Below are 12,219 nucleotides of genomic sequence, written 5' to 3' on the forward strand. Positions count from 1 at the left end.
TCGATAAGCCGTTTGGGACTTGGTCGCGGAAACCATCAGGGCCGGCGGCTACGAGTGCCGCGCAAACAGGCCGGACACACGTCTGCTTCTGACCAGTGCGAAATTACTTCAAATATGTCTTGCTATGCAGGAGCTATCCACACAGGACTTGTTAACGAATTCGGCTTTCAATATGAGCCGATCAAGGCCCTTCCGGGCGGTCCAATGTCTTTTCGCACAGTTTATTCACGGCTGCGTGCAGCAGGACCGTCAGAACTGCAAGCACGATCAGGGCGGCAAACATAAGGTCTGTTTTGGCCCGGCCATTGGCCAAAAGCATAAGATACCCCAAGCCCTTTGAGGCACCGACCCATTCACCAATGATCGCACCGATGGGGGCGTAAACCGCCGCGAGCCTCAAGCCGGATGCAAATCCTGGTAAGGCTGCGGGAATCCTGATGTGCCACATAATGCGCGCAGGACTTGCGCCCATCACCTTGGCCAAACCGATCCAGTCGCGGTTCGTGCGCATCAGGGCGTCAAAAAAGGACGACGTGACGGGAAAGTAAATGATGATTATGGCCATCGTGACCTTGGACCAAAGACCGAAGCCCAGCCAAAGGGTCAAGATAGGTGCCAATGCAAACACCGGCACTGCTTGGCTGAACACCAAGATAGGACGCACCAGCGCGCGTGCCGTTGGGGATGCGACCAGCCCGATGGCTGACACAAACCCAAGTGCGGCACCCAGCATGAGGCCGATGAGCACTTCGGCCATCGTGACCAACGCATGCTCCGTCAGAAGTGCGCGGCTTTCCCAGATTGTCTGCCCGACCAGCGCAGGGGGCGGCAAGATGAAACGGGCGACACCCGTGGCCCAGATCACCGTCTGCCAGAGCACCAACACCAGACATGTCGCCGCCAGGCCTGCCCGCCATCCGGTCATTTTGCGACCACAAAGCCAGCCCAGGAGGCGTCAAAGAACGCGCGCTCCAAACGCACCGCTTCAGTGAAGGTCGCAGTGACATTTTCGCGGGCGTCATCGTCAAGCGCCTCCCAAACAATATCCAGTTGATCGCGCAAATAGGCGACGACCTGCGCAAATCCATCGCCTGAGTGCAGGCTTATCCACTCACCCAGCCAAAACGGCAGATCATCTGCGCAGCCTTCAACCGGGGTGGCCCAATCAAGATAAATCCATTCGGCAACCACGAGAACCGACAGCATAATCTCATAGCGGCCCGAGCGGCGGGCTTGATCCATCAGCTGTTGAAACGCGATCGTCTCAGGGGCTGCCGGCGCACTCAGCGAAATCTCCAAGGCCTGTGCAGATCGCAGAAAATAGGTGTTTTCCGGGCCGCAGATCACGCCTAGAAATTGCGCGCCGGGCACGGCATCTTGCAGTGTGGGCGCATGGGCCACGGCGGATGCCAAAAGCCGCACAAACCCGTCGATGAACTGGTAGTCCTGTTGCAAATAACCTGCCATCTTTTCACGGCTCAGGGTCCCATCGGCCAAGGCATTGGTGAACGCGTGATGTGTAGCGGCGTGCCAATCCTGTGCCACAAGCGATTGCAGATATTGTGTTGCGCTCATGTCGGTCTCCGAAGTTGATCAAACAGATCTGTTTGCGTGCGCACGACATCCGGTGCGTAGATATCGCGCGGAATGGTGGTGTGGGGGGCAGCAACCTCCACAAGGCCTGATGGGGTCATGATGAGGATTTTCTGGCCCAATCGCGCAGCTTCATTCGGGTCATGGGTGACCAGCAACACTGTGCGGCCGGTCAACAGCTCTGCTGTCAGTTCCTGCATCTGCGCACGGGTCAGCGCGTCGAGCGCTGAAAACGGTTCGTCCAGCAACACAACCGCGCGGTCCTCCATCAAGGTACGGGCCAATGCCACCCGTTGACGTTGGCCGCCTGACAGAGCGCGTGGCAGTTTGTCAGCATGATCTGCCAAGCCCACTTGAACAAGCATGTCGCGGGCTCGGTCCTTGTCTGGACGCTCCCTCCGCAATCGCGCACCAAGCATGACATTGTCCAACACGCTCAGCCAGGGCATCAACAAATCTTGCTGTGCCATCATGGCAACGCGACCGGGATCGCTGAGGCTCCCGTCAAAGGTAATGCCATCGGCCAGCCCCGCAAAGAGGCGCAGTACCGTGGATTTGCCCACCCCGCTTGCTCCCAAAAGGCAGGTCCAGCTGTGCGGTGTCAGGGTCAAGTCGAGCTGCGTAAAGATCGGCGTGCCGTCGATCGTCGCCGATCCTGTCATTCGCAAGGGCTGGTTCACGGATCAAGTCCCATATCCCAAAACCCGACCTCCAGCTGTGTCGCCATCGCGAACCGCGCCTGAAGACTGGCCCAACGGGGGCTGGTCGCCGGATCATTGCCGATGCGCCGCGCAACTGCCCCATCAATCAGCACGCCCACATCCTGGCAAACCTGCTGATACTCGGCACTGGCATAGGTGTCGATCCAGTCGGCGTAGGTGTCAGAAGTCTTGGTGGCGGCCAAATGCGTGCCGATTTCACCGTAGCCCATGACACAAGGGGCCAAAGCCGCCAGCAAGTCCAACAGATCGCCGGAATGGCCCGCATCCAGAACATAGCGGGTGTACGCCAGATTTTCCTGCCGTTCCTGCGTGGCAAACAGCGTCGCCTCATCAATCCCAGCCTCTGCGCAGATTGTGACATGCAGGGCGAGTTCCTCATTGATCAACCCGTTCACCGTACCAGCAGCCAAACGCATTTCCGCGACCGTATCCGCCTTGGTCACCGCCAGAGCCCAAGCGCGCGAAAAGTGGATCAGAAAGACGTAATCCTGTTTCAGATAATGCAGGAAGGCGGCGTGAGGCAGCGTACCGTCGCCCAAGCCCTGCACAAATGCATGACGGGTATAGGCGGGCCAGACAGGCGTGTTATCCCGCAAGGCCGCGAAGGTTTTACCGTAGGTCATTCTGCCCCCAGATCGACGGCAAGGGCCGAGACAGGGCGCGTGCCCTCAACCAGACCACTCTCGGCAAGAAACGCTTCGAACCGTGTGTAGCGCCCTTCATCCAGCGCTTCAGGGCGCAATGCGAAACGGGGCAGCGTGTCACCCCACGCCTTTGCGTTCAGTTCGTCGTCCAGCTCAGGCGCGTAGCCTTTGAACAGCTCCCACGATGCCTGCGGGTTATTGACGATATATTGTGTCGCCAGTTCCGTCGCACGCAAAAAGCGGCGAATCTGATCGGTATCCATCCGGTCTGGGTTCGCCACGTAGATCAATTCGTCATAGGTCGGTACGCCCTCTTCCTCGACATAAAAACAGCGCCCCTCAACGCCCTCAATCTCCATCTGGTTCAGCTCAAAATTGCGGTAGGCTCCGATGACCGCGTCAACCTGACCCGACATCAACGACGGGCTGAGCGAGAAGTTCACATTGACCATCTCGACATCATCCAGCGTGACACCGTGGCGACCCAGCATCGCACTTAGAACCGCCTCTTCGACGCCCGCCACGGAAAAACCGATTGTGCCGCCCTTGAGCTGGCTGATCTCCTTGATGGGGCCGTCTTTCAGAACCAACAGGCAGTTGAGCGGCGTTGCCACCAAAGTGCCCACACGGATCAGCGGCAGACCTTCGGCCACGTGCAGATGTTGGCTGGGTTGGTAGCTGACGGCGATGTCACCTTGGCCAGCCGCCACGAGTTTCGGCGGGGCTGATGGATCAGCGGGGGGGATGATCTCGACCTCAAGGCCTTGATCGGCGAAATAGCCCAGCTCTTCGGCCACGATGATCGGACCGTGATCGGGGTTGATGAACCAATCCAGCAGCAGGGTCATCTTGTCTTGAGCGAAGGCTGGTGTCGCGACACATAGCGCCGCTGCGGTGATGAGGTATTTCATAGGGGTTTCCTTACTCTCCGAGAGCGAGAAGTTTGATCTCGCCCTGCCAGTGTTGTGAAAGCCGGTCCGCCGCCTGCCAGGCACGCAGGCCTGACCGACAGGCCAGAACGGCACGTTGGTTTGCGTCAGGTGTGGGGCCATGTGGCCCAAAATCGGACACGGCATGGCGCGTTGCCCGCGGTAGGATTGGCCCCTTTTCATCTTTCGCGCGCAGGTCGATCAGAAAATCAGTCACGGCGATGTCGCGCGGGGCGATAAAGGCGGGATTGGGCGCAGGGTCTGATGCCGTGTCAAAGCGGAAGCCCCCAAACCGCATCCCGCCCGCGTCAAAGGTTACAAGCTGCCCCAAGACGTGCAGATCGCCCGTCAGGACTGCGATCGCCATCTGCGCCTGAAGGCTGCCGATCACACCGACACTTGGCCCCAGTACGCCGTCTGTATCACAAGACCCAAGCTGACCCGGCAGATCGGGAAAAACCGCGCGCAACCCCGGTTTGCCGCCACAAAAGCCACCGACATAACCGTCGCGGCCCACGACGCTGGCGCTGACGAGGGGCTGACCTGTCCCAAGGCAATAATCAGACGCGATATAGCTGACCGCGAAACTGTCTGCACAATCCAGGATCAGTGTCATACCCTCGCAAAGGGTTGCAATATTGGCTGGATCGACGCGCTGGCGAATGGGTTCAATGGTCGTGTCAGGGTTTAATGCAGCCATCGCCTTTGCGACCACATCGACTTTTGGCAAGCCGATGTCAGTCTCGCGAAACAACGTTTGGCGGTGCAGGTTGGACAGGCTTATGACATCTGCATCCGCAATTCGGATTTGGCCGACACCCGCACCCACGAGGTATTGCATCACAGGGGCGGCCAGACCGCCGCCACCGATAACGAGGACAGACGACCCTGCCAGCTTATCCTGCGCGGCATGTCCCAGTACCGCAGTCTGGCGGGCATAGCGGCTCATCCGCAGACCTCCAGCCATTCCCTGACGCGGCCCTCTGGATCGTCGTGCAGCGTAATGTCCGTAACGGCCGAGACAACATCCGCCCCGGCGTCAAATGCCCCCGGTGCGCGGTCCGTGCTCATCCCGCCGATGGCGACAAGAGGGATATCGCCCACACGGTCTTTCCATTCGCTGAGCTTCTCAACGCCCTGCTGATGCCATTTCATCTTTTTCAGGATCGTCGGATAGATCGGCCCCAGTGCAACATAGTCTGGTTTCAACTCCAGCGCGCGTGCCAGTTCGGCTTTGTCATGGGTCGAAATCCCAAGCTTAAGTCCGGCGGAACGGATCGCCGCCACATCGGCCGCATCAAGGTCTTCCTGACCCAAATGCACCCAGTCGCAATCCAGATCAATGGCCAGCTGCCAGTGATCATTGACCACCAGCAGTGCACTATGGGCACGGCACAACTCGCGGCTTTCGGTCAGTTGGGCGCGCAGTGCATCTTGCGGCTGGTCTTTGATGCGCAGTTGCACGAGCTTGACCCCCAAGGGCAGCATGCGCCGCAGCCAGGCCACATCATCAAAGATCGGGTAAAAGCGGGGCAGCGTCATAGCATGGCCTTTCCAAAGACGGGCGTGGACGGCGCCGCCATGTCGCGTGCATCCATGGGATCAGCACCGGCGGCCAGCGCGCCTGCTTCGACCGCCAGAGCAAAGGCGCGCGCCATCGCCGCTGGATCGCCCGCTTTTGAAACGGCTGTGTTCAACAAAACCGCGTCATAGCCCAATTCCATCGCTTGGGCCGCATGGGAGGGCAGTCCAAGACCTGCATCCACGACCAGTGGCGTATCGGGAAAATGGGCGCGCAGGCTGCGCAGACCGTAGATATTATTCAGGCCCAAGCCGGTGCCGATGGGCGCGCCCCATGGCATCAAAACCTTGCAGCCGACCTCAACCAGCCGCTCGCACAGCACCAAGTCTTCGGTGCAATAAGGGAACACTTCAAACCCGTCCTCGGCCAGTTGTGCGGCTGCTTCGAGAAGCCCGAAGGGATCAGGTTGCAAGGTGTCGGCGTGGCCGATGACCTCAAGCTTGATCCAGTTGGTGTCGAACAACTCGCGGGCCATCTGGGCAGTGGTCACGGCCTCGCGCACCGAATAACAGCCTGCGGTGTTGGGAAGCACGGCGACACCCAGATCCCGGATCAACGCCCAGAAATCCTGCCCCGCCTGATCACCACCCGCCTCGCGCCGCACTGAAACCGTGGCAATCCCTGCGTCCGAGCGGCGAAAAGCATCCGCCAAAATTGCGGGCGACGGGTATTGCGCGGTGCCCAGCATCAGCCGGGATGTCACTTCTGTGCCGTAGAAAGTGGGCATTCTATCCTCCTTGTCGAGGGGCCACGATTTCAACGCGGTCCCCCTCTTGCAGAGTATGTTCTGCGCGCTGATGCTTGGACACGAACGTCTCGTTGAGCGAGGTGGCCACCTTGGCCTCACCCTTCCCCAGGGCATCCAAGAGCGCGACCAGTGTGAGCGCGCCGGTCTCAAGTGCTTCACCGTTCACGATGATCTTCATACCAAACCTCCGGTATCTTGCCCTTTAGCAACAGGTCCGAGGTCATCTGCGCCACTGCAGGTGCAAGCAGAAAACCGTGCCGAAACAGACCATTTACATAAATCACATCACCAATCCGCCGGATGCGCGGTTGGTTGTCTGGAAAGGCAGGGCGCGCATCAACGCCAATTTCCAACAGCTCTGCCTCACCAAAAGCGGGGTGCAGGGCGTAGGCCGCATTCATCAATTCCATAACAGACCGCAGCGTCGCGCGCCCGCGTTCGCCGGTTTCGATCTGGGTCGCGCCCAACATGAAGACACTGTCGCCACGCGGCACGATATACAGCGGGAATCGCGGATGAAGCAGTCGGACGGGGCGCGACAGCGTCGCGTCGGGGCAGCGGACCACAAGCATCTCGCCCTTCACGCCGCGCAAATCTGTGAGGGTATCGCGCGCAGCAAGCCCGCGGCAGTCAATCACCTGACCTTTGATGTTACCGCCAAACCCCACGCCTCTTTGCTCCAACCGCGCATGCAGCGCGGTCAGTGTCGCGCGAGGGTCAAGATGTCCCTCATCTGCCAAGAATAGCGCCTTGGAATAGCGTTCGGCCAAAAGCGGCTCGCACTCAGCGATCTGCGTTTTTGACAGCGATGTCGCGGTCGGCGCGCGGCGCGCAAAAGTTGCCAGATCGCTTTGATCGCGATTAAGTGCGACAACGAGCGTGCCCTCGTGATGTACAATCCCGCCTTGGCTTTCCCACCACCTTGCAGCTTTGCGGCCTTGGCGCACGATCTCGGGCTCTGCGCTCACGCCTTCGCAATCGGGCGCCAGCATGCCGCCCGCCCACCAAGAACAGGCATGATCGCCCGGCGCGCCTTTGGGATCAATGAGCGTGACCTGCGCGCCGCGTGACGACAATTCTGCCGCCACTGCCAACCCGCAAACGCCGCCGCCCAGAATGGTGAATGGGCCGCTCACTTCCAAAACGCATGAAAGTGATGAACGGGCCCATGACCCCGCCCGACGTGCAATTCATCGGCACGCAAAATCGCTTGATGTAGCCAGGTGTGCGCACGCGATACCGCATCACTCAACGCCATACCCTGCGCCAGGCCCGCAGCGATTGCAGAGGAATAGGAACATCCCGTGCCGTGGGTGTTGCGGGTATTCACTCGTGGGGCCGAGAAGGCTTGCGTTCCCGTTTGCCAGACAAGATGATCGGTGCAGGTCTCTGCGTCGGCATGTCCGCCTTTCATCAAAACTGCACCGACGCCAAGTTCGAGAAGGGCGGACGCCTGCGACTGCGTGCTGCCCTCGCCGACCAGTTTCGCTGCTTCAGGTAGGTTGGGTGTAAGCAGGGTCGCGCGTCCGAAAAGTGAAGATTTCAACGCATTTATCGCGCTATCGGCCAGCAGAGTATCGCCTGATTTAGCAACCATCACGGGATCAAGCACAACTGGCCCATCATAGCCCGCCAGCGCATCCGCCACCGTTGCAATCAGCGACGGTGTGCCCAGCATTCCGATCTTGACCACGTCAATATCGATATCATCCAGAACGGCTTTTATCTGCGCAGCAACGACCTCATCCGGGATCGGATGAATGGCTGTGACAGCATTGGTGTTCTGTGCGGTAACCGCCGTCACAACAGAAGCAGCATAAACACCCATTGCGGAAAAAGCCTTGAGATCGGCCTGAATACCAGCCCCACCACCAGAGTCGGAGCCAGCAATCGTTAACGCCTTTGCTACCACGTCGTAGCCCCTCGGTTTAAGAGTCAGGAAGCTAAAGGGCGCAGGACATCACGGATGCGAGTTCCGCGAGCTGTTCCCTCCGCCGGTCCTAACCGGTTCAGGTTCAATGGGTTCGCAGCTTGTGCATCTCAGCCCGGTTAAGGGCACCCCAACAGATATAGATCTACGTGTAAGTTGATCGCGCAGAAGCGTCAAATGGTTAAAAGGATCTCAGGAGAATTGTTCTGAATGTCTACGAAATTGATCTTCGAAAGAGAAAAAGGGCCGCGACCATCTATGTTCTGTCACGCGACACCAAACGGTTTCCTAAAGCTGACACGGATGACTGCTTTTTGCACCGCCTCGCAACGCAGATCTTTTCGTGCATGCAGAATTTTTTACGCTGCAAACACACCCAGTACAATTCTAGCATGTCGGCTGCGAGCTCAAACCTGTCGTCGGCACCTTCGCAGCATCGACGATACGCAATGATGAAGGGCCTTTGAGAACGGCCCCAACCAGCCGTTCATCGCGAGAACCGTTGCCGTATTGCAGCTTCCCCGGAGCGGCGTTGATCGATTGCGCAGCATTTCCAACATTAACGTGCACTCATCGCACAAAACGAACTCTCGCAAGCGTAGCTTTAATTACCGCCATGCGACCTCACTTGCTCCGGGTTCGGCGCATTTATACCTGTCAATCGCCGCTACCTCGGCGCTTCGCAACGTCCGTGAGACCCCGAGCCAGCAGGTCGAATACGATCCGGATACGGCGGCTGGTCTGTAACTCCCGATGGGTAACCAGCCAGATTGGAAACTCAAGCGAGGGGAAATCCGACAAGACCTTTTCTAAGCCCGGTTCAGCCTCACCTAACGTTTCGGGCTGCATCGAGACGCCATAGCCCGCTTTTACCAATTCCCATGCGACGACACCGCTCTCGCTCGACATCACAAAGCTCTCTGCGCGAACGGGCACGCCCATGTTATGCAGCGGGGCCATCAAGCGCTCAGGATCAGCATTTCCGACGAAATCGAGGGTCGCCACATCACGCGGCGTATGCGGGCGACCTGCGCGATCAAGATAGTCAGTCGCGGCATAGAGATTGGCGCGAAAGTCGCCCAAATGCCGTGCAATCAGGTCCGGCTGATCTGGGCGGACGTGGCGTATCGCGATGTCCGCCTCGCGCTGTGTCAAATTCTGCATCTCGCTTGATGCATGGATGCGGACGCGGATGCCGGACGCCGTCTGTCGCAACGGCTTGAGTACGCCGGGCAGGATTGCTGCGGACAAGAGGTCTGTGCCCGTTACAGTAACTTCACCCGAGACTTCCTGTGATTTACCGTCGGCCACCATCGAGATGAGCGTCGCAGCCTCACCCATGGTACGCGTGTGATCAATCAGGTCGCGCCCTGCTTCCGTCAAGGTAAGACCACGGACGCTGCGCTCCACCAGCGTCACGCCAAGTGCCTCCTCCAACGCACCGATCTGCCGTCCTATCGTCGGCTGCGTTGTCTTCAACACGCGCGCCGCGCCGCTGAACGAGCCCTCCTCAGCTGTCGCGAGGAAGGCGCGCACCTGATTCCAATCGAAGGAGATAGCCTGCCAGTTCATCCATCAGCGTATAGCAGGTGGACGAATTTAGGCAATCGACCTTTCACGAGCGCATGGATGATACCGACTGCGAAACGAGATCAACCCGGTCTTAGCCATTGAAAGCGACACAATGTACTTCGCAGTTTTTTCTGACTGGCGCATCCGCGTTGCTTCAAACCTGAAGTGCAACACGCAATGGATGCCGACATGACTGCCGAAGCCTTCTGGGACCGGCATGCGCCCAAGTACGCGAATAAGCCTATCGCTGATGTCTCCGCCTACAAAGAAAAGCTGGATTGCGTCACCGCGCTTCTTCGACCGACCGATCGGGTTCTTGAAATCGGCTGCGGGACAGGCGGCACGGCGAGCAAGATCGCGCCTGTCGTCGCTCATGTGACCGCAACCGACCTCTCTGCCGAGATGATCCGGATCGCCCGATCACGATCAGGCGGAGATGGCGCGGGAAAACCGGAATTCCTTCAGGCGGAGGCGGCGCAGCACATTCCTGGCCAACCGTTCGAGATCATTTGCGCGTTCAGCCTGCTGCATCTGGTGGATGACATACCCACCGTGCTGGATGCAGCATTCCACCAAATGAAAACCGGCGGTCACTTCATTTCAAAAACGGTTTGCCTGAAGGACGCGCCGGGCTGGATGCGAGCCATGGTTCGCGTGCTCATGGCCGTGCGGATCGCGCCTAATGTGATCATCTTGAGCAGCGCTGAGTTGACCCGGCACCTGATCCGGGCCGGGTTCGAAATCGAGCAGACGCGGTACTTCGGAAAGAACCGACTGAGCCCCTTTATCGTCGCGCGCAAGCCCGCCTGAGGCAGACCGACACCTTATTCTGAGAGACCGAAGCATGCACATTATCAGCCGTCGCGAATGGGCGTTCCTTGCCCTCGTGTTCCTCTACTCTTTCATCCCGGCAGTCGTCGGTCTGATCCGGCTTCCGGAACTTCTCGGCGCTCCAGCGATCATCCCGTCTAACCCGCGTGCGGTGATCGATCCCCTCCCGATCACATTGCATATCCTCGGCAGTTCAGTTTTCTGCCTTGTGGGGGCTGTTCAGTTCCTGCCGAGCCTGAGGCGCTACCGCCCTGCCCTGCACAGGACGCTCGGGCGGATCGTGGCAGCAGCAGGGTGCATCAGCGCACTCACCGGTCTCTGGATGACCGTGGCCTATGCATTTCCCGACGCCCTGCAGGGACCACTGCTTTACGCGGGAAGGGTCACGCTCAGCCTCGCGATGGTCGCCTTTATCGCATGGGCGATCGTTGCAATCCGGTCGCGAAAAGTCGCCGCGCACCGCGCTGCGATGTTGCGCGCCTATGCCATCGGCCAGGGCGCCTCAACGCAGACCGCGCTCTTTCTGTGCGCGATGGCCTTCTTTGACACCGAACTGCAGGGATTTGCACGAGACCTTCTGATGGTTGGGGCGTGGACCATCAACCTTGCGATTGCGGAACTTCTAATCCGCCGCACCTTTGCGGCGCGCACATCCGACGCCGTGATTTGAACCCGACCGTGCTCCCGGCCAAATACCGGAAAACTCCCAAAACAAAGAAAGAAGACACCGAAATGAAGCGGCTCGAATTCCATAGTCTTCTGTCGGCCTTGTGACTGTTCATATTACTCAACATCATCTTTCACGACACTCACCAGTTTGTCCTCGCGTCCCATATCGAGATGCTGCTGACAGGCCTCTACAACGGCATCGAGATCGCCGAAGGGCTGCTGCTTCTGGGCGGTTTCCTCGTCCAATTGGCGATTGCGATGGTGCTCTCTTCTCTCCCGCTAACCCGCAGGGTCGGTCGTTCTGTCACCTTTCTTGCAGCGATCGTCACGACGGGTACTCTCCTTTCCTCGCCCCCCACCGACATGGATGACACCTTTCCCTTCGTCATCGAGCTGGCAGCCATTGTTGGGATCCTCTGGACCGCGTGGACGTGGCCCAAGCATGAACATGCCGTGCCGCAATCTGACGCAAGTTCTTCGTAAAAATGTGTGCGCACCGCAGACATTTCGAGTGAGTACCGGAAACAACAAGATGTTGGCAAAAACGCCTTTAGGCGATGCGGTTGATCTTTATGACAAACTCACGCCTCGCCATGGCAAACTTCATCATCACTGGCTGCGGCACCGGTAATCTGGCACGTGCATTGATTGCCGAGGGTATGCCCCCGAAGCTGATGACCCTTCTTGGACCCGCCCGCGGCCATGCTTGCACGCTGCCGTTTGAGCCGTCAGACGTTGCAGCGCGGCGACCAAGGCAATGACGCTGAGGATACCGCCCACGATGACTTGCATAACGATTTGTGTGAACAGCATGGCGGTAGAGATCTCGTTGAGTGATGGCCATGCCGCTGGACCAAGCGCCAAGACGGCGAACATAACTCCAAAGGAAGCGATCACGCTTGTGCCTTCGAATAGAGGGACCTGCCAAAGACGAAGCAAAACTGTACATCCACCCCATATGATCCCCGCGGCGACAAACAGGCCGGTGCCGACGAGCCA

Annotated in this window: 16 protein-coding genes and 1 riboswitch; of the genes, 4 read left to right on the forward strand and 12 right to left on the reverse strand. The window is 58.9% G+C overall.

Annotated elements, in window-relative coordinates; genetic code table 11:
* Window positions 1-181 precede the first annotated feature (181 nt).
* The 12 genes from RLO149_RS19205 to RLO149_RS19260 form a co-directional block, all read right to left on the reverse strand.
* Window positions 182-925, reverse strand: coding sequence for an ABC transporter permease (locus RLO149_RS19205; protein WP_013963741.1), 744 nt, complete (start codon window positions 923-925; stop codon window positions 182-184).
* Complete coding sequence (locus tag RLO149_RS19210) at window positions 922-1,575, reverse strand: TenA family protein (RefSeq protein ID WP_013963742.1); 654 nt, start codon at window positions 1,573-1,575, stop codon at window positions 922-924. Before RLO149_RS19210 ends, RLO149_RS19205 begins: the two co-directional genes overlap by 4 nt.
* On the reverse strand, window positions 1,572-2,273 hold the full coding sequence (locus RLO149_RS19215; protein ID WP_013963743.1) for an ABC transporter ATP-binding protein: 702 nt from the start codon (window positions 2,271-2,273) through the stop codon (window positions 1,572-1,574). The genes RLO149_RS19210 and RLO149_RS19215 overlap by 4 nt, the downstream gene beginning before the upstream one ends.
* Window positions 2,270-2,938: a thiaminase II gene (gene tenA / locus RLO149_RS19220; RefSeq protein ID WP_013963744.1), complete on the reverse strand. Its 669-nt coding sequence runs from the start codon at window positions 2,936-2,938 to the stop codon at window positions 2,270-2,272. Before tenA ends, RLO149_RS19215 begins: the two co-directional genes overlap by 4 nt.
* Window positions 2,935-3,870 carry an ABC transporter substrate-binding protein gene (locus RLO149_RS19225; protein ID WP_013963745.1) on the reverse strand — a complete coding sequence of 312 codons (936 nt, stop codon included), beginning with the start codon at window positions 3,868-3,870 and terminating at the stop codon, window positions 2,935-2,937. The genes tenA and RLO149_RS19225 overlap by 4 nt, the downstream gene beginning before the upstream one ends.
* Before the next feature lie 10 nt (window positions 3,871-3,880).
* Entirely contained in the window at window positions 3,881-4,837 is a 957-nt protein-coding gene (locus RLO149_RS19230) for a HesA/MoeB/ThiF family protein (protein ID WP_013963746.1), read from the reverse strand.
* On the reverse strand, window positions 4,834-5,430 hold the full coding sequence (locus RLO149_RS19235; protein ID WP_013963747.1) for a thiamine phosphate synthase: 597 nt from the start codon (window positions 5,428-5,430) through the stop codon (window positions 4,834-4,836). The genes RLO149_RS19230 and RLO149_RS19235 overlap by 4 nt, the downstream gene beginning before the upstream one ends.
* Window positions 5,427-6,197: a thiazole synthase gene (locus tag RLO149_RS19240; protein ID WP_013963748.1), complete on the reverse strand. Its 771-nt coding sequence runs from the start codon at window positions 6,195-6,197 to the stop codon at window positions 5,427-5,429. Before RLO149_RS19240 ends, RLO149_RS19235 begins: the two co-directional genes overlap by 4 nt.
* A 1-nt stretch (window position 6,198) precedes the next feature.
* Window positions 6,199-6,396: a sulfur carrier protein ThiS gene (gene thiS / locus RLO149_RS19245; protein ID WP_013963749.1), complete on the reverse strand. Its 198-nt coding sequence runs from the start codon at window positions 6,394-6,396 to the stop codon at window positions 6,199-6,201.
* Window positions 6,374-7,354, reverse strand: coding sequence for an FAD-dependent oxidoreductase (locus RLO149_RS19250; protein ID WP_013963750.1), 981 nt, complete (start codon window positions 7,352-7,354; stop codon window positions 6,374-6,376). Before RLO149_RS19250 ends, thiS begins: the two co-directional genes overlap by 23 nt.
* Entirely contained in the window at window positions 7,351-8,130 is a 780-nt protein-coding gene (gene thiD / locus RLO149_RS19255) for a bifunctional hydroxymethylpyrimidine kinase/phosphomethylpyrimidine kinase (protein WP_013963751.1), read from the reverse strand. The genes RLO149_RS19250 and thiD overlap by 4 nt, the downstream gene beginning before the upstream one ends.
* A gap of 57 nt (window positions 8,131-8,187) precedes the next feature.
* Window positions 8,188-8,291: riboswitch (TPP riboswitch) on the reverse strand.
* 514 nt (window positions 8,292-8,805) lie between these two features.
* Entirely contained in the window at window positions 8,806-9,720 is a 915-nt protein-coding gene (locus RLO149_RS19260; RefSeq protein WP_044025447.1) for a LysR family transcriptional regulator, read from the reverse strand.
* Window positions 9,721-9,909: 189 nt separating this feature from the next.
* Here RLO149_RS19260 and RLO149_RS19265 point away from each other — a divergent pair, with 189 nt between their 5' ends.
* From RLO149_RS19265 to RLO149_RS23665, 4 genes are all read left to right on the forward strand, one after another.
* Window positions 9,910-10,530, forward strand: coding sequence for a class I SAM-dependent DNA methyltransferase (locus RLO149_RS19265; RefSeq protein ID WP_148264407.1), 621 nt, complete (start codon window positions 9,910-9,912; stop codon window positions 10,528-10,530).
* Window positions 10,531-10,564: 34 nt separating this feature from the next.
* A complete protein-coding gene (locus RLO149_RS19270) occupies window positions 10,565-11,221 on the forward strand; it encodes a DUF2306 domain-containing protein (protein WP_013963755.1) in 657 nt (218 codons plus the stop codon).
* 110 nt (window positions 11,222-11,331) lie between these two features.
* A complete protein-coding gene (locus RLO149_RS19275) occupies window positions 11,332-11,703 on the forward strand; it encodes a DUF6326 family protein (RefSeq protein WP_281015733.1) in 372 nt (123 codons plus the stop codon).
* An 89-nt stretch (window positions 11,704-11,792) separates the two neighbouring features.
* Window positions 11,793-11,981 carry a hypothetical protein gene (locus tag RLO149_RS23665; RefSeq protein ID WP_148264408.1) on the forward strand — a complete coding sequence of 63 codons (189 nt, stop codon included), beginning with the start codon at window positions 11,793-11,795 and terminating at the stop codon, window positions 11,979-11,981.
* Window positions 11,982-12,219: the final 238 nt, after the last annotated feature.

Origin of the sequence: Roseobacter litoralis Och 149 (assembly GCF_000154785.2) — a bacterium.
GTDB lineage: Bacteria > Pseudomonadota > Alphaproteobacteria > Rhodobacterales > Rhodobacteraceae > Roseobacter > Roseobacter litoralis.